This is a genomic window from Oceanobacillus sp. HCA-5259, assembly GCF_037892815.1.
Taxonomy (GTDB): domain Bacteria; phylum Bacillota; class Bacilli; order Bacillales; family Amphibacillaceae; genus Oceanobacillus; species Oceanobacillus indicireducens.
The window spans coordinates 22,969-46,323 of the sequence record NZ_JBBKBV010000025.1 but is presented as its reverse complement, the minus strand read 5'-3'; the positions used below and the strand labels follow the sequence as shown (position 1 = coordinate 46,323).

Genomic DNA, 23,355 nt, shown 5'->3' with positions numbered 1-23,355 from the left:
AGTTGAGTATAACTCTGCTTAAAAGGGTTTTTTTATGGACAAATATGAATAATGTTATAAATTTTTTCTATTTGTGATAAGATAGAACTAGGTAAAAATCAATGGTATAGAAGGATGGCAATTTTATTATAGGAATTAATGTTTAGTTTCGTTATGTTTACTAAAAAGCTTGTAGGAGAATACAGCAAGCAAAAAACTGGGAGTTGGCAAAAGATGAATGTTATATCATTTGTGATGGGAACAGGAGTTCATAAGGAAACTATTTTGGAAATGGTGAAAGAACGTCTGCAAAATGATGAAATATATGTATATAAATCTGCATTTATCGATGATTTATTTGAGGCGTCGATAGAAAGTGATCTTGTCATCCTTGATATGGAAGCATGTATTTCGATACGCGAAGTTACAAGACATTACCGCTTTAGCAATACGAAAATTGCGGTTATTTTATCTGATGAACAGGTGAATGTGATTAACGATTATATTCAATATGATCTAGCCGGTCTCTTCAGTGTTAATATGAGTGTGCAAGAATTTGTGCAGGGAATTGAATATATCCGTAAAGGTAAGACCTATATTCATCCTATTGTTGCAGTAGTCTTGTTTGAGAAGTATAGGCAGATTACTCAAGGGGAAATCCACCGACCGATTGGTTTATTAACTCGCAGAGAATGGGAAATATTAGGGGAGCTCGTACAAGGTTTTCAAAATGGAGAGATCGCGGCAAACTTAGATATTTCGGATAAGACGGTAAAAAATCATATCACATCTATATTAAGTAAGCTCGGCGTAAAAGATCGAACGAATGCAGTCCTATTAGCATTAAAAGAACGTTGGTTTTATTTGTGAAAAGTTCCCAATTGCCATAGAAAGGCGCATTGGGAATTTTTTCATTTTTGTTGCAATGGGCGATAACTGAGGAATTGCAGGAAGAACACGATAAAGCAAACAAATCCTAAGTTCAAACGATACCAAACTCCGCTGCCGAACCAGTCAAGTGGGGAAGGCGTAGTTGGCGGATGGGATAGATAAAGGTAATTGGCATTCAATAAAGTATTGATGACTAGGCCGACAAGCAATGCGTACATGACTAAGAACAGATACGTTTCAATCATACTTTTAAGTGTGATTGCTCCAGACTTAGCGGCAATAATTGCTACAAAAATTGCTGTTAAGGAGATCGCAATATGATGAATGAAAAATTTTACATACCGGAAGTTAGGAAAGTCATAGGGAAGTTCTGGAGTAAGGAGCGCTAAAAATGCCGGGATAAGCCCAATGTAGAATGTAATAACCATGAGCTTCTTATTTAACGTGAATAAAGCAGCTGCACCAACTAAACCAGCAATCCCGCAGAGATGAAAAGGAAGATTATGCACCCAGATTCCATGAATGGCTGTCCAGATTTGATATGTAATCTCGCAACCGAGCAAGAGTGTGAATAATGTCCAACGAATTGTTTCGAACAGCCGCTTTTTCGAGCGGATATGATGATGATAAAATAATAGCAAGAATGCACCGCTTGCATATAGAAACAGCATGAATAAATGACTCGGTCCAAAAGGGATGAATTTCTCTCCTCCAACCGTTAAAAACCATTCCGCCATTGCACCTTCTCCTTTTCAAGGATAATGATAGAAGAAAGACGCTTTTGCTTAGATTGCATAAAAGCGTCTCGGTTGTTATCTTTATTTAACCTCCAATAATATGGAAGCCGGAATCTACGTGTAATACTTCTCCAGTTACACCTCTAGCAAGATCACTTAGGAAGAATAAGGTAGCATCTCCTACCTGATCTTGATCGACGTTACGTCGAAGTGGTGCTTTTTCAACAATGACATTCGCCTTCTCGTTAAACCCGGATACACCCTTGGCTGATAGGGTACGAATTGGACCTGCAGAAATAGCATTCACCCGAATATCATATTTACCCATATCTTCTGCTAAGTAACGTACGCTTGCTTCAAGGGATGCTTTAGCGACTCCCATAATATTATAATTCGGGATGACTCGCTCGGCGCCGAGATACGTTTGGGTAATGATACTTCCTCCCTCTGTCATTAATTCTTTCGCCGCTTTTGTAACAGCTACTAAGGAATATGCACTAATCTCGTGGGCGAGCAAATACCCGTCACGTGATGTATCCGCGTATTCGCCTTTCAATTCCTCCCGCTTAGCAAATGCAACCGAGTGAACAAGTCCATGAATGACTCCGACGTTATCTTTGATTTCTTGAAAAGCTTCTTGAATACTTTCATCACTCGAGACATCAAGTGAAACCATTAGTTTGGAAGGAATGTCATGTTCCTCTAATAGCTTCTCTAACTTTTTCTTGGAACGCTCCTGTCTGTTTGTGAAAATTAAGTTTGCTCCTTCGCGGTGAAGGGACTTAGTAATTCCCCAAGCAATACTTCTCTCATTTGCAACTCCCATTACAACAATATTTTTATCCTTTAATAAGCCTGCCATGGTATACCTCCAAAAATCTGTTTTTTCTATTATACCTTATGTTTTGTGTTAGAGAAACTGAAATTGTAGTTTATATCTTAATAGCTGGTCCTAATTAAGAGTATCTTTGCAGCTTGAGTATAGATCATGCTGGTTGTGGTCACTGGAAAGGTTCATTGGTTATCATACACATGAATAATAAAAGAGATAAAGGAGATAGAGAAGCATGCTAAAAAGTCTGGATAAATAACTGCCGGAAAGGGTTTAGACTATTTGAAAGAGAAAAACTTTATTTTCCCCCTTTACAAAAGGAGGAATACTAGCTATAATAAAATTCGTCAGTTTGAAAATCTGATCTTTGCCAAATCTTATTGGCCCGTTGGTCAAGCGGTTAAGACACCGCCCTTTCACGGCGGTAACACGGGTTCGAATCCCGTACGGGTCACCATTTACATCTTAAAAACAGCTTACATTCGTAAAGCTTTTTTCTTTTTTACCGGCCTAGCTCATTCGTAGAGCACGCCGCGAATAACATCCTTGAATGATCTTCCTCGAGGCGGCCTGCGAGGAGTGTACACATCACCGAATAATCATTCAACACGACGAGCTTTCAAACATCTAGCTCATACAATAAAACCAGTACACCATAATATTATGCCGGTCTAGCTCAATTGGTAGAGCACGCCGCGAATAACATCCTTGAATGATCTTCCTCGAGGCGGCCTGCGAGGAGTGTACACATCACCGAATAAACTTGCAACACGACGAGCTTTCAAACATCTAGCTCATACAATAAAACCAGTACTAAATCATATCAAGCCGGCCTAGCTCAATTGGTAGAGCAACTGACTTGTAATCAGTAGGTTGGGGGTTCAAGTCCTCTGGCCGGCACCATTTATTTAAATCATATGGTATAAGACAAAAAATATGAAGAATAATATGGAGGGGTAGCGAAGTGGCTAAACGCGGCGGACTGTAAATCCGCTCCCTCAGGGTTCGGCAGTTCGAATCTGCCCCCCTCCACCATTAATTGTTGGGCTATAGCCAAGCGGTAAGGCAACGGGTTTTGGTCCCGTCATTCCTAGGTTCGAATCCTAGTAGCCCAGCCATTTTTATTTTTAATATCGCTAGTCAAGCATCTAGCTTACATAATAAAACCAGCACCAAACTTACAACACGAGCCATTAGCTCAGTCGGTAGAGCACGCCGCGAATAACATCCATGAATGTACTTCTCTGAGGCGGCCTGCGAGGAGTGTACGCATCGCCGAATAATCTTGCAACACGACGAGCTTTCAAACTTCAAGCTCATATAATAAAACCAGTACCAAACTTACAACACGAGCCATTAGCTCAGTCGGTAGAGCATCTGACTTTTAATCAGAGGGTCACAGGTTCGAATCCTGTATGGCTCATCAATCTCACGTATGTAATTAAATGAATCAACCTCTGCAAATAAAACAAGGCTCACGTTTTGGGAGCCTTGTTTTATTTGCAATATAAGCCTTTTTTCAACATAATAGATAGAGAAATTAGCAAGGTGAAGGTTTTTTGTAAAAATAAGTAGCTGTTCCTACAAAAAAGACATGCTATCATGTTATAATCGTTAGGAAGAATTAATGTTTTTAACTAATAAAAACCATTCATTATTATAATATTAAAGGATGATCAGGTATGAAATCGTCCAGAATTCCTGGTTTCTATAAAAAAACAATAGAAGAGAGAAAAGCATTGATCACGGAAATGCATCCATTTACAGAAGAAGACCTTGCTGTATTTGAATCAGTTGCTCCATTAGCCGAAGATACGGCAGATAATATGATTGAAAATGTTGTGGGGACTTTTCAGCTGCCTCTAGGCCTAGGGTTGAACTTTTTAATAAATGGAAAAGAATATACCATACCGATGGCAATTGAAGAAGCCTCTGTTGTAGCATCTGCCAGTCACATTGCGAAAATTGTTCGTGATGCGGGCGGGTTTGTTACGGAATCTACAGAACGCGTAATGATTGGACAGATTCAGGTAGTTGGTTGCTCTGATTATACAGAAGCAAAAGAAGCTGTTCTAGAAAATAAACAAATATTGATTGATGCTGCCAATGATGCTTTTCCGAGCATTGTAACCCGCGGCGGTGGTGCGGAAGATTTAGACGTCCGTATTTTAAATGAAGCAGCGGATTCCAAGTTTGGGAAAATGCTGATTGTCCACCTCTATGTCAACACGGTTGATGCAATGGGCGCAAATTTAGTTAATACAATGGCAGAATCAATTGCACCATTAGTAGAGGAAATTACGCAAGGTAAAGTTTACTTACGGATTTTATCTAACTTAGCGGATCGGAGTTTGGCAAGGGCTCGTTGTATCATTCCTCCTCATTTACTGGGAACGGGAGATTTCTCAGGGGAGGCAGTGCGGGATGGTGTCATTCATGCGTATGAATTTGCTGCATCTGACCCTTACCGGGCGGTTACACATAATAAAGGGATTATGAACGGAATTGATCCTATTGTAATTGCTACTGGAAATGATTGGCGAGCAGTAGAAGCCGGCGCTCACGCGTATGCAGTTAAGGATGGACAATATACTTCCATGACAACCTGGTATAAGGATGAACAAGGAAACCTAGTTGGTGAGCTCGAGCTCCCAATGTCAATTGGAATTGTCGGCGGGGCAACCCGTGTACATCCAATGGCGAAACTTGCTCTTAAATTATTGGAAGTTAATAGTGCTAAAGAATTGGCTGAGGTAATTGTAGCGGTTGGTCTCGCCCAGAATCTGGGTGCGCTAAAGGCACTTGCGACAGACGGTATTCAGAAAGGGCATATGACCTTACATTCTCGCTCTGTTGCGATGGCAGCAGGTGCTGCAGGGGAGATGGTTGATATTATAGCTCAAGAATTAATTAAAAATAACGATATCCGTGTTGGAAAAGCGAAAGAATTGGTGGAAAAATATAAACGATGAGTGCAGAAAAAGTTTCAACTTCAGCAAAAACAGCTATTGGTATAGCTCATAGTAAATTCATCTTAATCGGCGAACATGCAGTTGTACACGGACAACCTGCAATCGCTATTCCATTTCCACTGATTGGTGTCGAATCGATGATTGAGTATGTGCCTGGACCGGCAATACTCGACAGCAGTTTCTACTATGGACCAATCCATATGACTCCAAAATCATTACGGGGTATTGCCGACTGTATCACGGATACGTTGGAATACCTAGAAATTCCATGTGAGAATCTTGTTATCCGTATCAATTCATCCGTCCCACCTGGAAAAGGTTTGGGATCTAGTGCCTCGGTGGCCGTTTCTGTTATTCGTTCGCTGTTCAATTATGCAGAGCGCGAATGTACGCATGAAGAATTACTGAAGCTTGCGGATATCGCAGAGACTTATGCACATGGTTCGCCAAGTGGCATTGATACATTAACGATTACGGCAAATACACCAATTTGGTTTGAGAAAAATCATCCGATTGAAAGGATTGCCGTGAAAGAAGATTTGCATTTCCTTGTTGCTGATTCGGGACAAGATGCGGATACGAAATCATCCGTTCAATCGGTAACGGATTTGCTAAAGAAAGCCCCGCGTACAATTCAGCGTAAATTGGACCGTATTGGCCAGTTGACCCATGAAGCGAAGGATGCACTTGAGAAAGCGAGTAAGCACTTCCTCGGGACTATGTTGAATGAAGCGCAGAAAGAACTTGAATATTTAGGTGTAAGTGATGCAGTATTGAACCGTTTAATTCGTTTTGCCAGACAAGAAGGAGCGCTCGGGGCCAAGCTTACGGGTGGCGGAAATGGCGGCTGTATTATTGCCTTAGCTCAAAATGAAGTACATTGTAAGCAATTAGCTGAGAAATTAAAACAGTTCGGCGCGCATTCCGTTTGGCCATTTGTACTGAAGAAAAATGGTTAACCTTTTAGAAAGTAACCAGATATCAAGCCTTACGTGCTGCTATTTGGTTACTTTCATTTGTATATGAAATTATTTAGGTAAAGGGGATTATTATGAAAGCTACAGCTAAAGCACATACAAATATTGCCTTAATTAAGTATTGGGGAAAGCGGAATGAAGAACTGATTTTACCCACAAACAACAGTCTTTCCCTAACATTGGACGGGTTTTACACAACGACTACTGTAGACTTTCAAGAAGATCTCAAAGCAGATAGTTTCGAGTTGAATGGGATACCTGAACAAGGTGAAGCATATAAACGGGTAACCGCTTTTCTTGATTTAGTTCGGAAAATGGCGGGCAAGGAAGTTTACGCACATGTTGCATCAGACAATCAGGTACCTACTGCAGCTGGATTTGCGTCATCTGCGTCAGGCTTTGCGGCGCTTGCTGCAGCCGCCTCCAAGGCAATCGGGCTAGATTTAGATGATAAAGAATTGTCACGCTTAACAAGGCGTGGTTCAGGTTCTTCCAGCCGTTCAATCTACGGTGGTTTTGCGGAGTGGCAAATGGGGGAGAAGGAAGATGGTTCTGATTCTTATGCTGTTCCTATTGCAGATGAGAATCATTGGGATATCCGGATGGCCGGTGTCGTACTAACTTCGGAAATGAAAAAGATTTCAAGCCGAGCAGGAATGCGCCGGACGGTTGAAACTTCGCCATTCTATGAAGGCTGGTTGAAGAGCATACCGGAAGACCTCACAGGAATTAAAGAGGCAATTCAGGAAAAAAATTTCATCCAAGTAGGAGAAATTGCGGAAGCGAACTGCTTGAAGATGCATGCTACTTCATTAGGTGCGAAACCACCATTTACATATTGGCTGGATTCTACAATTCGCGTGATGCGACAAGTACAGGAAATGCGGGAACAAGGAATGCCAGCATATTTTACAATCGATGCCGGTCCAAATGTGAAGGTGCTTTATTTACCAGAACATGAGGCAGAGGTTGAACGGATGCTTCGGGAAGTCTCTGGTGTAACTGATGTCATTCTCAGTAAACCAGGTCCAGGAGTAAGCTATCTTTAGGAGTGGAATAAGTTGTCGACGAATAAATTGACGATAAAAGTACCAGGTAAATTGATGGTTGCCGGTGAATTTGCGGTTCTAATTCCCCATCACCATCTTGCGGTCACGGCTGTAGATCGATTTGTTTATGCAACGATAGAGGATGCCGAACAGAGAACACTTACGTTGGAAGATTATCAGTTGGAAGATTTATCGTGGGGTTATAAGAATGGAAAAGTTACCATTCAATCTGCGGACAATCGTCTTTCTTTCGTAAAAGAAGCGATGGAAGTGACTTGTACGTATCTTGCAGAAGCGGGTGTAGAGATGGATCATTTCAACTTGGCTGTTCGCAGTGAGCTTGATGATGCATCAGGGGTGAAATATGGTCTCGGGTCCAGTGCAGCGGTTGTTACAGCGGTTGTTACAGCAATTATGGCCCGTTTTACAAAAGAAGAGCTGGATAAGGATGTCATTTTTAAATTAGCTGCCTTAGCCCATGTTAACATTCAAGGCAGTGGTTCGGGTGCAGATGTAGCTGCCTCTGTTTATGGTGGGATTTTACAGTATTCCTCTTTCCAAGCGGAATGGCTGCTCGATGCTTCTAAAAGTGCTGCTTCCATCCATGAATTACTGGAAGCGGATTGGATTTATCTATCGATCAAGCGTTTAACTTTGCCGACATCTGTTTCTTTTTGTGTTGGCTGGACAGGGAATCCGGCATCAACGACTAAACTTGTCGGGCGAATATTGAAGCTGCAGGATGACAATCCGCAAGCTTTTAAAGAATTCTTAGCGAAAAGCGAACGAGCAGTACATACTTTGCTTACAGGAATGGAAGAAGAGAATCAGGAACTTCTTTTTAGCGGGGTAAAAGCAAATAGGAAGGCCCTCGCTACTGTTGGAAACAATGCGGATGTATCGATTGAAACAGCGTTGCTCGGAACGTTATGCGACCTAGCGGATGGGTTAGGTGGAGCAGGTAAACCTTCCGGAGCTGGCGGTGGAGATTGCGGCATTGCTTTTATGCCGAGTAAGCGTCAGGCTGAACAATTATTCTCGTCCTGGGAAAAGGCTGGGATTAAGCCGCTTTCCATCACCTCACACCCTGAAGGGGCAACAGTGATTGAGTCTAAAAAAAATATAAAAAAGACATAAATCTCTTGTGTGGTGAGATTTATGTCTTTTTCTTACTTAGTTGGTCTTACTAGTTGAAATTCGTATACTCTTTCTTTTAAAAATCAAATACCGATAATATTTAATGTGGTTGCGGAGTTGACCGTCAACACTCGAATTTATTTGATTGTTTATCTGGAGGCTAATTCATAGTAATTATCATAGTTTTGATATTTATTAATGAGTGTGTCCAATTTCATACTAGATTCTATAACAGCCTGTGAAGTAAGTTCGTGATGGTAACTAAGGACAATTAATTCCTGCCGGCATGCTTCAATTTTTTCCAACAACATTGATTTACTCACAAAAGCTTCCTCCTATCTAGTATACTATAATAAGAAAATACCCAAGTAATAGCAAGGAAAAACCTATGAAAATATAAGATAAATTGATAAGCTATAGTTTGTGCAGATAAAAAATAAAAAAGCGGAAAAAAATGAAACCTTTTGAGTTGCTCGTTCGTAATCATAATACCGCATTATAGGCGGAGGTAAAGTATGGAACAAATAATTAGGGAGAAAATAATATTAGTAAAAAAAGGGGATCAGTCTGCCTACGAAGATTTGGTCTCATTTTACCAAAATAAAATATACCAGCATTGCTACCGGATGCTTGGTAATGCACATGAGGCAGAGGATATTGCGCAAGAAGCTTTCATACGGGCATACGTAAACATTCATTCCTTTGACGAGAAACGAAAATTCTCAAGTTGGCTGTATCGAATCGCCACGAATTTATCAATCGACAGACTCCGCAAACGGAAACCAGATTATTTTTTGGACGCAGAGGTTAAAGGAACGGACGGGTTGGATATGTATTCCCAGCTTCAAAGTGAAGGTGCTTCTCTAGTGGAAGAAGTGGAGAATAATGAACTACAGAGATATATCCACACAAAGATTTCCGAACTTCCACCGAAATACCGCAGTATTATTATTCTGAGGTATTTAGAAGAGTTTTCCTTAAAAGAAATAAGTGAAATATTGGATATCCCAATCGGAACGGTGAAAACAAGGATTCACCGGGGTAGGGAAGCTTTACGGAAGAGGCTTCGTCATGTGTAAAGGAGTGTGGTCCCATTGAAATGTAATGCAGAAACCATTGGGCTGATGCATAAATATTTGGATGGAGATATAACGACGGAAGAAGAGCAACAACTAAAATATCATCTGGAAGACTGTGAAGCTTGTCAGGAGCATTTCCGCGAGTTAAAGCGGACACTTACACTTATCCAAAGTGCCGAACGTTTCGAAGCGCCGGCGAACTTCACAGCAAATGTTATGAAAAACCTCCCGACTGAGAAAAGACAGGTTAAATATTTACGCTGGTTTAAGATGCATCCAATGCTTACGGCTGCAGCTGTTTTCTTTATTCTTATGTTTACCGGCGTCTTTTTTACATGGGAACAAGACAATCAACTCGTCGTCTCGAAACAGGAAAATTTAATTATTGAAGGGGATACAGTAATTGTTCCTGAAGGAGAAGTAGTCGAAGGTGACTTACTCGTTAAAAATGGAAATTTAATTATTAATGGTACGGTTGATGGGAATGTCACATTGGTGAACGGGAAGCTGATTGATGATGATCCACTAGACAACAGAGGTTTAATGGCCTCGGTCGGTGAAATAAATGGAGAATTCGAATCCGTCGACCAAACATTCGACTGGATATTGTACAAACTTAAAGGATTTGCTAAAAAAGTGTTTTCATTTGAATAGCATAATTTGTGAATTAAGACTGAGAAATAACTATTCTAATATGGATTTACGCCATAAATGGAGGGTTATGCCTCAGTCTTTTTTCTTTATTGCATAAGAAGCTATAAAATATAAATGCTATGGATAACATAGATATCCAGGGCTAGCCACGTCCGATCTGCGCCCAGCAACTAACAGAACTTTTGGTGGGACGAGCAGTGCGCAGTCCCAAACTTCACACTCCTCCAATCGATAAAGAAGATTTGCCGGGCGGTCTTTGTGAGGCTTAGTCGTCCTTATGCCCTTGTGGTGAAAGCGGGCATCAACTCAAAACGAAAGGAGGACCGTTTAAATTCGGGCTAAAGCCCAACTCACGTCTACCCCTAAAGAGGCATGTTTCCTTTATCTCATTACGGTAAAAGGGAAGTTCGATTAAGTACGCTCACGTATGGGGCAACATCGAACTACCTCTCGTCCTGGGAGGCACAGTTTATACGTTGCTGCGACTACTGGATGTGCTAGTGCAAACGCTCTTCGGTGGGACGAGTAATCGCAGTCCCAGGTGTTGCGGAACGAATCGTATTTTTAACCTGCAAGGGCGCTTCCTCCTTTGTTAAAGGCTCTAAATCTTAAGGTGGTTGCTTCGCTATTATGTTCACATGAATCCCGGTATTTATGATATAATAAGGAACATGTAATTCATTGTAGATGTATTTTTTGAAAATTAATTATACAATTGTTAATTCATAACTAAAGGACGTGTGACCATGCTCGATGGGGGATTCGACCTGCTAACGATACTTAGAATAACCGTAGACATAGCTCTCATCTGGTATGTGCTATATAAACTGATGATGCTAGTCCGCGGCACGAAAGCTGTGCAATTACTTAAAGGAATTGCCGTCATCTTGGCAATTTGGCTACTCAGTATTGCATTTAACCTCCAGACGGTTCGTTATTTCTCGAACCAGTTTATCCAATGGGGGATTATAGTTATAATTATTTTATTCCAGCCTGAGCTGAGAAGAGCCTTGGAGCAGCTTGGAAGAGGAAGCTTCCTTACGAGGAGTAATAAATCGAGAGAAGATATGGAAATACAAATTGAGGCAATCGTCCAGTCCACAACTTATATGGCGAAGCGGCGAATTGGCGCGCTCATCTCTATTGAAAAGGAGACTGGAATTGGCGAATATGCGGAGACGGGGATTCCGATTGACGGAGAATTGACCCACCAGCTGTTGACAAATATTTTCACACCGAACACACCGCTCCATGATGGGGCTGTTATTATTAAAAGAGATAAAATTATTGCAGCTGCTTGTTATTTACCGCTGTCAGAGAGTCCATTCATTTCTAAGGAACTGGGAACGAGACACAGAGCTGCAATGGGGATCAGTGAAGTAACAGATGCCCTTACTATTGTCGTTTCAGAGGAAACAGGTGCGATATCTTGCACGATAAATGGCAAGCTGCATCGTGATTTAACGGAAGAAGCTTTAACAGAATTATTAAAAGAACATTTATCCTTGCTTCCAATGACCTCTGAGAAGACGAAAAAACGGAGGGGGAATGAAAATGGATAATTGGTTTCAAAGTAAATGGTTTATTCGTGTATTAGCGCTTGGCTTTGCCATTACTTTATTTATTTTCGTGAATGTAGAATCCAATTCATCCAGCTCTGAATCTTCTATTCCGGGAAGGAATTTACAAACCCAAACACTTGATGATGTTCCAGTGGAAATCGATATTAATTCGGATGATTATGTCGTAAGTGGGGTTCCGGAATATGCAACTGTGACATTAGAAGGTTCTCCCGCAACGATTATGCCTGCTATTTTCAATCGTAATTTTACCGTCTACGTAGACCTACAGGGACTTGGAGAGGGAAATCATACGGTAGAATTGCAGCATACGGTTTCTGATGATATTAGCGTTTATATAGAGCCGAAAACAATCGAGGTATCCATCGAGGAAAGGGCAAGTCAGGAATACCCGATAACGGTGGAATTTTTAAATACCGATCAATTGCCGCCGGGAGTAGAGGTCGGGGGCTATGAATTAGATCAGTCCAGTGTCCAAATTACAACATCCAGAAGAATTATGGAACAAATCGGTGTCGTTAAAATTTATGTCGATGTGGCCGGACAGGAGACTTCGATTTCGAACCGAGAAGTACCGGTGAATGTGTATGATACGCAAGGAAATGAACTGCAAGTTCGCTTGGACCGGGAGACGGTTGTTATATCTGTTGATTTCGTGAGTCCAAGCAAAGTTGTTCCAATTGATATTGAAACAACCGGTGAATTACCAGAGGACTTTTCCTTGTTGTCCATTTCTGCTAATCTGGATGAGGTTGAGATTTTTGCAGTCAGTGACATTCTTGAACAAATTGATTCCATCTCAACGGAAGAAATCGATCTCTCGGAAATTACGGAATCTGGAACGATTGATGTTGGTTTCGATCTCCCGGATGGTGTATATACAGGAAAATTGGAAACAATTGAAGTAACGGTTGAAGTGGAAGAAGCACGGGTTCTAGAAGCCATGGCGATTGAAGAGGAAGAACTTGAGGACGGACTAGCTGTAACGTATGTCGAGCCAAGTAAAGCCGAAATGGATATTACCGTAACAGGAAATGAAACATTCCTTCGAGAGCTGAGTCCTGATGATTTCCGCGTCTTTGTTAATTTGGCAGGGCTTGAACCGGGTGAACATCTTGTGCCAGTTGAAGTGGAATGGGATGAGGTAGAAGATGTGACAGTTACTCCCGAGTTTGAGGAAATCACAGTTGAAATCGAATAGACTTAAGTAAGTGACTTTTAGATGGTTTATTAAAAGGAGAGGTATGAATGAAGAAGTATTTTGGGACCGATGGTGTCCGAGGTGTGGCGAATAAAGATTTAACACCGGAACTTGCCTATAAATTAGGTCGAATCGGCGGATATGTACTAACGAAGGAAAGGGAAAATCCGAAAGTGATCATCGGAAGAGATACACGTATCTCAGGTCATATGCTTGAAGGAGCTTTGCTCGCAGGCTTACTTTCTATCGGTGCAGAAGTCATGCGTCTCGGCGTCATCTCTACTCCAGGAGTGGCTTATTTAACGAAATCAATGAGTGCTGATGCAGGTATTATGATTTCCGCTTCGCACAATCCGGTGGAAGATAACGGAATTAAATTCTTCGGTCCGGATGGTTTTAAGTTGACGGATGAGCAGGAGGCAGAGATTGAAAAGCTTATCGATGAGGATGACGAACTTCCGCGACCGGTCGGAGCAAACATCGGTACAGTGAATGCTTATTTTGAAGGCGGACAAAAGTATATTTCTTTCTTAAAAGATACGATTGATAACGACTTTGACGGCCTTGCAATTGCTATCGACTGTGCACACGGTGCAACATCCAGTCTTGCAACTCATCTGTTTGCGGACCTCGAGGCAGACATTTACACGATTGGCACATCACCGAATGGCTTGAATATTAACGACGGTGTAGGTTCCACTCATCCAGAAGCGGTAAGAGAGCTTGTATTGGAAAAGGGCGCAGATATTGGTCTTGCATTTGACGGAGATGGTGACCGTTTAATTGCAGTCGATGAGAAAGGTAATATCGTTGATGGTGACCAAATCATGTATATTTGTGGAAAATATATGAAGTCAAAAGGCGTACTTCGTGAAGATACAATCGTCTCAACTGTCATGAGTAATATCGGTTTTTATAAAGCGCTTGAAGAGAATGGCATGCATAGTGATAAAACCGATGTAGGCGACCGCTATGTTATGGAGGAAATGCGTAGGGGCGGATTCAACCTTGGCGGAGAACAATCCGGTCATATCATTTTCCTCGATTTTATTACGACAGGTGACGGTATGCTAACTGCATTACAGCTTGTAAATGTTATGAAAGATACAGGGAAACCTTTATCGGAATTAGCTGGAGAGATGCAAGTATTCCCACAAGTTCTGAAAAACGTTAAAGTAACGGATAAGAATGAAGCATTGACCAACCCGCTTATTTTGGAAGAAATTGATGCGGTGGAAAAAGAACTCGGTGAAAATGGCCGTGTGCTCGTCCGTCCATCCGGAACCGAGCCACTTGTCCGTGTGATGGTCGAAGCGGAAACGAAAGAAGCATGTAATAAATATGCCGACCGTGTGGTTTCCGTGATTGAAAATTTACTTGGGTTAGAGTAATTGATTGAAAACTGCTTTCTGTCAAGGGACAAGGGAGCAGTTTTTTTGTGTTTATTTTACTATTGCTATATCCGCGCTTATGAGGAATGTTAATCGCTGTTAATTTCCCTATTCCGTGCTCCATCTCTTTTCAAGGGAAAGTAATCGCAGTTTACTTTCCCAATTCAGCGCTCCATCTCATCTTAAGGGAAACTAATCGGAGTTTATTTTCCCATTCCAGCGCTCCATCTATTCTCAAGGGAAAGTAATCGTCGTTTATTTTCCCATTCCAGCGCTCCATCTCATCTCAAGGGAAACTAATCGGAGTTTATTTTCTCATTCCAGCGTTCCATCTCTTCCCAAGGGAAAGTAATCGCCGTTTATTTTCCCAATCCAGCGCTCTATCTCATCTAAAGGGAAAATAATCGCCGTTTATTTTCCCAATCCAGCGCTCCATCTCCTCCCAAGGGAAAGTAACTGCCGTTTATTTTCCCAATCCAGCGCTCCGTCTCATCTCAAGGGAAAGTAATTGCCGTTTATTTTCCCATCCCAGCGTTCCATCTCCTCTCAAGGGAAAGTAACCGCCGTTTATTTTCCCATTTCAGCGCTCCATCTCCTCCCAAGGGAAAGTAACCGCCGTTTATTTTCCCATCCCAGAGCACCACCTCCTCCCAAGGGAAAGTAACTGCCGTTTATTTTCCCAATCCAGCGCTCCATCTCCTCTCAAGGGAAAGTAATCGCCGTTTATTTTCCCAATCCAGCTCTCTATCTCCTCACAAGGGAAAGCAACCGCAGTTTATTTTCCCTACATCGCATTCCGCTCCTTCGAATGGGAAAACACCCAGAATGCAGTTTGCTGAGGAATGGTAGAATCCTTCTTCCATTCATTCAATATCCTCGATAGAAAAAGTTAAATAAGATATTGATTTGCCTTCTTGCCCGGGCAAGAATAAAAAGATGACTTTCACATGAAAAAGGTGTACGATATGATATAGATTCATTTGATAAAATGAAATGCAATAGAAATAGGTGGATTCGATTGTTGAATTCTTAAAAGGGAAGTTGGTGTAAGTCCAACGCGGTCCCGCCACTGTATGTGCGAACGAGCTGTAAATACCACTGTGCGTTAAATGCATGGGAAGGTGCAGCGGAGTGATGAGCATGAGCCAGGAGACCTGCCTATTCTGTAACGCCAGCACTACGAGGATAGTCAGGTGATGGGTCTATATGGATGTATACCTATTTACTGAAGCATCTTCACACTGTGTGGGATGCTTTTTTTAATGAATTTATTATTGGAGGAATGGAAATGAAAAGATTATGGCAGGGTTTGCTGCTCGCGTTCTTACTTAGTCTGCTAGTTGCTTGCGGACAAGGCGCGACAGACAATGAAGATGCAACTGGAAATACAGGTAAAGATGAAACAACTGAAGAAGAGTCAACGAACGGTGATCATTATCCACTGACACTCACAGATGCAATAGATAATGAAATAACGCTTGAGGAAGAACCGGAGCGGATTGTTTCATTGATCCCGAGCAATACGGAAATTACATTTGCTTTAGGACAAGGGGATAAGGTAGTCGGTGTGTCGGATCATGATAATTATCCGGAAGAAGTACAGGAAATTGAAAAAATTGGCGGCATGGAATTGAATGTGGAACTGATCCTTAGCCTTGACCCGGATATTGTCCTCGCCCATGAATTAGGGGTGAGCAGTGCACAGGAAGCATTCGAACAACTTGAAACTGCAGGTATACCAGTATTCGTCGTTCAAGATGCGCAGGATATTGCGAGCACTTACGAGACGATTGAAACCATTGGACAAGTTATCGGTTCTAAAGAAGAGGCAGAAGAACTGATTGCGGAAATGGAAGCAGAATTTGAAGAGATTCGTGAGCTTACATCCGAGATAGCTGAGGAAGATATACGGACAGTTTTCTTTGAAAATTCCCCTGCACCGGATATTTATACAGCAGGTCAGCATACGTTTATTCATGAGCTGTTGGAAATGATTCATGCTGAAAATGCCGCTGGTGAGCATGAAGGATGGCTCGCGCTTGATCCAGAGGAAATCATTGAACTGAATCCGGATGTCATCATCACTTCCTACGGTGCATATATTGAAAATCCAGAAGAAGAGGTTCTTTCGCGAAATGGTTTTGATGTAGTTGAAGCAGTTACGAATGAAAGAGTTTATGATATTGATGCTGATTTGATTACTCGTTCCGGTCCGAGACTCACAGAAGGGGCAAAAGAATTAGCTGAAGCGGTTTATCCGGAGCTGTTTGATGAAGAGTAATGTAACAAAATATGGAATTTCTTTTACGCTTCTTATTGGAGCGATGCTTTTTGCCATCTCGATTGGCAGTGTATCCGTCCCGATTCTTGATATTGTTAAAGTGATTGGCAGCGAAGCCTTTCGCTTACCCGTTGGTGCTGATGTCGATCCAATGTATGTAAGTATTGTATACGAGATTCGTTTGCCACGAGTACTGTTGGCAGGACTTGTCGGGGCCTCACTCGCAATTGCGGGAGCGGCCTTCCAAGGACTGCTAAGGAATCCGCTCGCGGAACCATATATTCTTGGAGTATCTTCTGGGGCCTCCGTTGGTGCTGTTGCAACATTGTTTTTCGGAATATCACTACCGGTTATCGGGATGTTTACTTTGCCGTTTTTAAGCATTGTAACAGCGTTAGCGACCATTATAATTGTGCTTTACTTTGCACGAAAAATTGACCGGACGATGCGCGTAGAAACGATTATTCTTACGGGAATCATTTTCAGCGCGTTCTTAGGGTCGGTTATTTCATTAATTATCGCTTTAACAGGGGATGAGTTGCAGCAGATTATCGGTTGGCTGCTTGGCAGTGTATCGATGCGAGGCTGGCGCTATGTTGGAATCATTCTCCCTTTCTTTATTCTTGGCTCACTCATTTTATTAATGAATACAAAAGAACTGAATGCGATGTCGCTTGGCGAAGAACGGGCCCAGCATTTAGGCGTTGACGTTGGCAAAAGGAAAATGCTTATTCTTATTGCTGGTTCCATCCTCACAGGTGCAGCGGTTGCCGTATCCGGGACAATTGGCTTTGTCGGTTTAGTTATCCCGCATTTAACTAGAAAGCTATGGGGTTCTGATCATGTCCATTTGTTGCCGTTGTCGATGATTATTGGAGCGAGCTTTCTTATATTGACCGATTTATTATCGCGGACAATTATCTCACCTCAAGTATTGCCTGTCGGAGTGATTACAGCTTTAGTAGGTGCACCGGTATTTGCGATAATATTAATTAAACAACGGAGAAGAAGTTGAGAGGTGAACCATGCTTTTAATTAAAAATGCCTCGGGTGGCTATGATGGTGAAGAGATTGTAAAAAACATTAGTTTTTCCGTAAATGAAGGAGAGTTTTTTGGAATTCTAGGACCAAATGGCAGTGGGAAGACAACTTTAATCAATATGATTAGTGGACTGCTCGATCTGCAACAGGGAAAAATTGAAGTAGCGGGGAGAAACATTGCCGATTACTCTAAGAAAGAATTAGCTAAGAAAATCGCCGTCTTACCCCAACTCACTCCCCAAGTTTTTCCTTATACAGTAAAAGAAATGGTGTCACTTGGTCGTTATGCGCACCATAGCGGCTTGTTCCGATCATGGACAAAAGAAGATGAGGAAATCGTTCAGCGTGTCATGCGGCAAACGAACATCCTTGAATTTGCGGACACCTCGGTGATGGAACATTCTGGAGGAGAACAGCAGAGAATATTCCTGGCCCAAGCTCTCGTGCAGCAACCGAAAGTTCTTCTTTTGGACGAACCAACTAACCATCTTGATTTAGCCTATCAAAAAGAATTGCTTGATTTGCTCAGAAAAAGTGCAAAAGAAAAGGGCCTCACAGTCGTGGCGATTTTGCATGACTTAAACCTTGCGAGCCTTTATTGTGATCGCCTGCTTTTAATGGATGAGGGCGAAGCAAAAGCGTTGGAAAATCCAGATGAAGTGCTTTCTGAGGAACTGATTAACTCGGTGTTCGATACAGAGGTCATTAAGCAGGCCCACTCTAAAATAGCCAAGCCACAGCTGCATTTAATGCCAAGCAAGAAGACGTGGCAGGGAAAAAAACTGTGGTCAATTGATGAAACAAACCTTTCTTTTAGTACAGAGCAAATCGTACTCCATTCAGATCTCCCGCTGAAAACGATATCCTCTGGTATCGTTGGCGCAGGGATTGGCTGGTATAAATACTTTGTCAATCGGCATGTCGATGAGAATTATTATTGTAATGATCACCGGAAGGAAATGCGAGCTTATTTAAAAGGGCGAGGTTTCCCGCCGGCTCAGACGGTTGGAATGATGACGGCAATTGTCTTGGAAGATTACAGTTTTGGTATTTATGAGGGTAATGGTTTTTCAATCTTAGTTGTTGTGACAGCGAGTGTTGGAAATGCGGTGGACAGCTCACGAGCAAAGCCGCTTGTTGGTCCAGTTGCTCCGGGAACGATTAATACATGGGTTTTTGTAAATGGCAGTTTAACGGAAGAAGCCTTTATTCAGGCAACGATCACGGCAACGGAGGCGAAGGCTCAAGTGTTAAGAGACCTCGCTATTCAAGACCGGAAGACAGGTACGGTCGCAACAGGAACTCCTACAGACAGTATTTTAATTGCCGCAACCCAACAAGGGAAGGAATTGGATTATGCTGGAACCGCGACGGAGTTAGGTGCTCTAATAGGAAATGCTGTTTATCAAGAAATGAAGAGGGCCATTTCCAAAACGTTAAAGAGGAAAAAAACAGCTGAGCAGGGGTAAATCAAACGTTTGCTTGAGAGTATAAAAACAAAAAAAGGAGCGATTCATTTGAGACTGTATACAAGGGCTGGTGACAAAGGAAAGACCGCGTTAATAGGTGGAATGACGACGAAGGATGATATTCGGGTGGAAGCTTACGGATCAATTGATGAAACGAATTCTTTTGTAGGTCTTGCGGTAGCTGGGCTCAATAAGAATAAAGAACCGTTCAAAGACCTCATTGCTGATTTGGAAAAAATTCAGCATGAATTATTTGACTGCGGAACTGAGCTTTCTAATGTATCGAAAAAAGAACGTCCTCACGAGCTTTCTGAAGATATGATTACGTATTTGGAAGAGAGAATGGATGTCTTAATAGACGAGGCACCAGAGCTTGAACGATTTATTCTCCCAGGCGGAACGGAGGCCGCTGCATATTTACACGTTGCGAGAACAGTGGCAAGAAGAGCGGAAAGACAGATTGTAAAACTTTATCAGCGGGAAGAAGATTTAGATCCAATTCCGTTAAAGTATATGAATCGATTATCTGATTATTTCTTTGCAGCAGCCCGTGTAGTTAATTCTCGCCTGCAAGTTGCGGATGTGGAGTATGCCCGCAGTGCAAGGGTTTTTCGTGGCAGTAATAGGAAAAAGTGAAAAAAGTAAAGTTATAATACAATCTTGAATTATTTCATTTTTTATTTATAATGAAGAGAATCTTGAAATTTCATGTAGGAGATGAGTAGAGTTGAGTAAAGAGAATGTAGCAGAGAAAGGTTACTTTGGTGATTTCGGAGGAAGCTTTGTCCCGGAAGATTTGAAGGATATTTTAGACGAAATTGGTGCAGCTTTTGAGAAATATAAGGATAATCCCGAATTTCTTGAGGAATATCGGTATTATTTGAAAGAGTATGTTGGACGTGAGAATCCACTAACCCTTGCGAAAAATCTGACTGAAAAAGTCGGTGGGGCTAAAATTTATTTGAAGCGTGAAGACTTGAATCATACAGGGGCCCATAAAATTAATAATGTGCTCGGACAGATTCTTTTAGCGAAGAGAACCGGTGCAGAGCGGATTATAGCGGAAACTGGAGCAGGTCAGCATGGTGTTGCGACAGCGACTGCTTGTGCGATGGTCGGACTGCCGTGCACGATTTATATGGGTAAAAAAGATACTGAAAGACAACGCTTGAATGTATTCCGGATGGAACTCCTCGGGGCTGAAGTCGTAGCTGTCGATAAAGGGTGGGGACGTCTGAAGGAAGCGGTGGATGAAGCATTTGCTGATCTTGTCGCTAATCACGAAACGACCTTTTATTTAATCGGTTCGGCAGTAGGCCCGTATCCATACCCCGAGATGGTAAAATACTTCCAATCTGTCATCAGCGAAGAATCGAAACGTCAGATTCTGGCGAAGGAAGGGAAACTCCCTGCAGCTGTCGTCGCTTGTGTTGGTGGCGGAAGTAATGCAATCGGTGCTTTCGCTCATTACATTGATGAAGACTCTGTACGACTGATTGGTGTTGAACCTGCCGAGGCAGCTTCCATTTCGAAAGGGAAGCCGGCAATATTCCATGGTTATCGTTCCTTAACGTTATTAGATGAGGATGGTGAAGCATTACCAACCGACTCGATTGCAGCTGGGCTCGATTACCAAGGTGTCGGTCCAGAGCATAGTCATCTGCATGCCACCGGTCGCGGGGAGTATGTGAGTGTGACTGGCGAAGAAGCATTGGAAGCTTTTCAAGAGTTATCGAAAACGGAAGGAATCATCCCTGCACTTGAAAGCTCCCATGCAGTAAGTCATGCGATTCAGCTTGCGAAAGAGCTAGGGCAGGATGATGTGATTATCGTGAATCTTTCTGGCCGGGGCGATAAAGACGTGGAGCAAGTATTTGAGATGTTGAAATAGAATAGCAGATTGGGAGAAAAGAGCATGGATGCAGTTTCGTGCTCTTTTTTTACGCCTGCATTGGTGAAGAGAAATGGCGTTTATGGTTTTATCACGTATTAACGGTCTGTAATACCCCCACCTCTAAACAGGAGGGAAGCCCAACATTTAAACGTGGGGGATATACAGTTCGTAAATCCCTGATTCTGCTCAACTAACATTCAGAGGGGAGGTAAGAAAACCCACTGAATGAAGTTTCACTTAAGCTGTCTAATCACTCGAATGAAGCGGATTGCTCTCTTCGGTCATTTATGACCAATCTCTTTCCCTCGCGCTTATGTTAATCTCTGTATTTCAATCGATTAGAATACTACCAAACACAGATTTTTCAGCATTTCCAACTTGTTATACATCATGGGGGAATCTATAAAAATAAGCGTCGATACGTACACAGGACTTACTCACGACTGATATACAACAACTTGCTTTTTATCAAAAATACATTTAAACTAGACTTATATTTTTATATAAAAGGGGGAGCATCATGATTTCAGCAACTTGGGGTTGGCTTTGGGAAAAACATGATCAAGTGAAGGACATGTTTCGCTTTTTCGTAAAGCCGGGAGACGCAATAGAGAAAAATAAAGTAAAGAAACCAGATGTAACAAAGAGTGGCTACGGTGGTAAAGGAAATGGCGGAAAGCGGCCGTACACTAATGCCCAGATAACAGGTCTTATTCTCGGACCGCTATTATTCATTCTTCTTAAGTTCATCTTAACGTTTGACGGATTATCAAGCGAGGGACAAGCGATTCTTGCAAGTACTGCTTGGATTGCAACATGGTGGGTTACCGAAGCAATTCCGATTCCGGCGACATCCTTGCTGCCAATTATCTTATTCCCGCTAGCAGGCGGCTTAGATATGAAAGCCACGACGTCAGCCTACGGAAATGATACAATCTTCTTGTTTCTTGGTGGGTTTGTCTTGGCTTTAGCGATGGAAAGATGGGATTTACACAGAAGGATCGCGATTAATATCATATCCGTTATGGGAACGAGGCCAGACCGGATTGTGCTAGGATTTATGGTAGCAACCGGTTTTCTTTCTATGTGGATTTCCAATACGGCAACAGCGATGATGATGATTCCGATTGGACTTGCGATTACATATCAAGTACAAGATGCCTTGAAAGATAACCCGAAAGTCGATACGTCAAAAGGGAATTTCTCCTTTGGTAAAGCAATCATGCTTGGGATTGGTTATTCTGCCTCAATTGGCGGAATGGCGACTCTTATTGGAACACCGCCTAATGCTATTTTAGCCGGTACGCTCCGTGAACTGTTCGGTTATGAAATTTCCTTTGCGGGCTGGATGCTGTTTGGGGTCCCGTTTGCTTGGATTTTATTATTTTTCGCTTGGTTCTATTTAACGAAAATGGCATTCCCTACCGAGTTAAAGGACTTACCGGGTGGGAAAGCAATATTTGATCAAGAAAAAGAAAAGCTTGGAAAAGCGTCATATGAGGAGAAAGCTGTTTTCATTGTTTTTGTTCTGACAGCGCTTTCCTGGATTACACGTACTTTTGTTTTAGAAAAAATCAATCCGAATATTGATGATACGGTGATTGCAATTCTTGCTGCTATTGTCCTTTTCCTCATTCCGACGAAGAGTACAAAAGCAAGCCATATTATGGATTGGTCGAGTGCGGTGAAACTACCTTGGGGTGTCCTACTTCTTTTCGGTGGTGGTCTATCGATTGCAGCAGGCTTCACAACGTCTGGATTATCAGAATGGATTGGATCACAGTTAATCGGTTTGCAAGGCGTTCATATTATATTAATTATTCTAGCTGTAACAGCCCTTGTTAATGCACTGACTGAAGTTACATCAAATACAGCAACTGCTACGATGATGTATCCAATTATGGCGGCACTTGCTCTTGCGGTTGATGTTCATCCCCTCGTGTTAATGGTTGCGGCGGGACTATCTGCATCTTGTGCGTTCATGCTGCCGGTTGCTACACCACCGAACGCAGTTGTCTTTGGAACGGGTTATATGCGGATTGTCGATATGGCAAAAGCAGGATTCTTCTTGAATATTGCATCGATTATTTTAATAACCTTGACTTGCTATTATGTGCTTCCGGCAGCACTTGGAATTGATATTACCGTTTTCCCGGATAGTTTTAAATAATAAAAAAGAGATGGATACGAA

General features: G+C 42.1%; 19 protein-coding genes, 5 tRNA genes and 1 riboswitch. Of the genes, 21 read left to right on the top strand and 3 right to left on the bottom strand.

Translation table 11 applies throughout. The features are described from left to right. Window positions 1-213: 213 nt before the first annotated feature. Window positions 214-849 (top strand): response regulator transcription factor, encoded by a 636-nt coding sequence (locus tag WKU33_RS13335; protein WP_340455074.1) that lies wholly within the window; start codon window positions 214-216, stop codon window positions 847-849. A 41-nt stretch (window positions 850-890) separates the two neighbouring features. Here the strand turns inward: WKU33_RS13335 and WKU33_RS13330 are convergent, their stop codons facing one another. Both WKU33_RS13330 and fabI read right to left on the bottom strand, forming a co-directional pair. After that, window positions 891-1,607 (bottom strand): YwaF family protein, encoded by a 717-nt coding sequence (locus tag WKU33_RS13330; protein ID WP_336253174.1) that lies wholly within the window; start codon window positions 1,605-1,607, stop codon window positions 891-893. 85 nt (window positions 1,608-1,692) lie between these two features. Next, window positions 1,693-2,469 carry an enoyl-ACP reductase FabI gene (fabI, locus tag WKU33_RS13325; protein ID WP_156856575.1) on the bottom strand — a complete coding sequence of 259 codons (777 nt, stop codon included), beginning with the start codon at window positions 2,467-2,469 and terminating at the stop codon, window positions 1,693-1,695. A gap of 352 nt (window positions 2,470-2,821) precedes the next feature. Between fabI and WKU33_RS13320 the strand changes: the two genes are divergently transcribed. The 9 genes from WKU33_RS13320 to WKU33_RS13280 all read left to right on the top strand — a co-directional run bounded on the left by WKU33_RS13320 (window position 2,822) and on the right by WKU33_RS13280 (window position 8,574). Further along, window positions 2,822-2,896 (top strand) — tRNA-Glu (locus tag WKU33_RS13320). 370 nt (window positions 2,897-3,266) lie between these two features. Continuing rightward, window positions 3,267-3,342 (top strand) — tRNA-Thr (locus tag WKU33_RS13315). Window positions 3,343-3,389: 47 nt separating this feature from the next. Then, window positions 3,390-3,474 (top strand) — tRNA-Tyr (locus WKU33_RS13310). An 8-nt stretch (window positions 3,475-3,482) separates the two neighbouring features. Continuing rightward, window positions 3,483-3,557: transfer RNA gene (locus WKU33_RS13305), tRNA-Gln, on the top strand. A 232-nt stretch (window positions 3,558-3,789) separates the two neighbouring features. Further along, a tRNA-Lys gene (locus tag WKU33_RS13300) sits at window positions 3,790-3,862 on the top strand. Between the two features lie 259 nt (window positions 3,863-4,121). Further along, window positions 4,122-5,411: a hydroxymethylglutaryl-CoA reductase, degradative gene (locus tag WKU33_RS13295; RefSeq protein ID WP_340455071.1), complete on the top strand. Its 1,290-nt coding sequence runs from the start codon at window positions 4,122-4,124 to the stop codon at window positions 5,409-5,411. Next, window positions 5,408-6,370: a mevalonate kinase gene (gene mvk, locus WKU33_RS13290; protein WP_340455070.1), complete on the top strand. Its 963-nt coding sequence runs from the start codon at window positions 5,408-5,410 to the stop codon at window positions 6,368-6,370. Before WKU33_RS13295 ends, mvk begins: the two co-directional genes overlap by 4 nt. A 92-nt stretch (window positions 6,371-6,462) precedes the next feature. Continuing rightward, window positions 6,463-7,437 (top strand): diphosphomevalonate decarboxylase, encoded by a 975-nt coding sequence (mvaD, locus tag WKU33_RS13285; protein WP_340455068.1) that lies wholly within the window; start codon window positions 6,463-6,465, stop codon window positions 7,435-7,437. A 12-nt stretch (window positions 7,438-7,449) separates the two neighbouring features. After that, window positions 7,450-8,574 carry a phosphomevalonate kinase gene (locus WKU33_RS13280; protein ID WP_340455066.1) on the top strand — a complete coding sequence of 375 codons (1,125 nt, stop codon included), beginning with the start codon at window positions 7,450-7,452 and terminating at the stop codon, window positions 8,572-8,574. 149 nt (window positions 8,575-8,723) lie between these two features. Here the strand turns inward: WKU33_RS13280 and WKU33_RS13275 are convergent, their stop codons facing one another. Next, on the bottom strand, window positions 8,724-8,897 hold the full coding sequence (locus tag WKU33_RS13275) for an aspartyl-phosphate phosphatase Spo0E family protein (RefSeq protein WP_232334402.1): 174 nt from the start codon (window positions 8,895-8,897) through the stop codon (window positions 8,724-8,726). Between the two features lie 192 nt (window positions 8,898-9,089). On the opposite strand from WKU33_RS13275, the gene sigW reads away from it, so the two are divergent. The 11 genes from sigW to WKU33_RS13220 all read left to right on the top strand — a co-directional run bounded on the left by sigW (window position 9,090) and on the right by WKU33_RS13220 (window position 23,334). Further along, window positions 9,090-9,653 (top strand): RNA polymerase sigma factor SigW, encoded by a 564-nt coding sequence (gene sigW, locus WKU33_RS13270; protein ID WP_156856570.1) that lies wholly within the window; start codon window positions 9,090-9,092, stop codon window positions 9,651-9,653. 15 nt (window positions 9,654-9,668) lie between these two features. Further along, window positions 9,669-10,307 (top strand): anti-sigma-W factor RsiW, encoded by a 639-nt coding sequence (gene rsiW / locus WKU33_RS13265; protein ID WP_156856569.1) that lies wholly within the window; start codon window positions 9,669-9,671, stop codon window positions 10,305-10,307. Between the two features lie 746 nt (window positions 10,308-11,053). Beyond that, entirely contained in the window at window positions 11,054-11,869 is an 816-nt protein-coding gene (gene cdaA, locus WKU33_RS13260; RefSeq protein WP_336253171.1) for a diadenylate cyclase CdaA, read from the top strand. Then, on the top strand, window positions 11,862-13,088 hold the full coding sequence (locus tag WKU33_RS13255) for a CdaR family protein (RefSeq protein WP_336253170.1): 1,227 nt from the start codon (window positions 11,862-11,864) through the stop codon (window positions 13,086-13,088). The genes cdaA and WKU33_RS13255 overlap by 8 nt, the downstream gene beginning before the upstream one ends. 47 nt (window positions 13,089-13,135) lie before the next feature. After that, window positions 13,136-14,479 carry a phosphoglucosamine mutase gene (glmM, locus tag WKU33_RS13250; protein ID WP_156856566.1) on the top strand — a complete coding sequence of 448 codons (1,344 nt, stop codon included), beginning with the start codon at window positions 13,136-13,138 and terminating at the stop codon, window positions 14,477-14,479. Between the two features lie 989 nt (window positions 14,480-15,468). Next, window positions 15,469-15,655, top strand: a riboswitch (cobalamin riboswitch). A 112-nt stretch (window positions 15,656-15,767) separates the two neighbouring features. Then, entirely contained in the window at window positions 15,768-16,760 is a 993-nt protein-coding gene (locus WKU33_RS13245; RefSeq protein ID WP_336253169.1) for an ABC transporter substrate-binding protein, read from the top strand. After that, window positions 16,750-17,775 (top strand): FecCD family ABC transporter permease, encoded by a 1,026-nt coding sequence (locus tag WKU33_RS13240; RefSeq protein WP_156856563.1) that lies wholly within the window; start codon window positions 16,750-16,752, stop codon window positions 17,773-17,775. The genes WKU33_RS13245 and WKU33_RS13240 overlap by 11 nt, the downstream gene beginning before the upstream one ends. A 10-nt stretch (window positions 17,776-17,785) precedes the next feature. Beyond that, on the top strand, window positions 17,786-19,270 hold the full coding sequence (locus tag WKU33_RS13235) for an adenosylcobinamide amidohydrolase (RefSeq protein ID WP_336253168.1): 1,485 nt from the start codon (window positions 17,786-17,788) through the stop codon (window positions 19,268-19,270). A 48-nt stretch (window positions 19,271-19,318) separates the two neighbouring features. Continuing rightward, window positions 19,319-19,906 carry a cob(I)yrinic acid a,c-diamide adenosyltransferase gene (locus WKU33_RS13230; RefSeq protein ID WP_336253167.1) on the top strand — a complete coding sequence of 196 codons (588 nt, stop codon included), beginning with the start codon at window positions 19,319-19,321 and terminating at the stop codon, window positions 19,904-19,906. Window positions 19,907-19,997: 91 nt separating this feature from the next. Then, complete coding sequence (trpB, locus tag WKU33_RS13225; RefSeq protein ID WP_336253166.1) at window positions 19,998-21,161, top strand: tryptophan synthase subunit beta; 1,164 nt, start codon at window positions 19,998-20,000, stop codon at window positions 21,159-21,161. A gap of 523 nt (window positions 21,162-21,684) precedes the next feature. Continuing rightward, window positions 21,685-23,334, top strand: coding sequence for an SLC13 family permease (locus tag WKU33_RS13220; RefSeq protein WP_336253165.1), 1,650 nt, complete (start codon window positions 21,685-21,687; stop codon window positions 23,332-23,334). Window positions 23,335-23,355 lie beyond the last annotated feature (21 nt).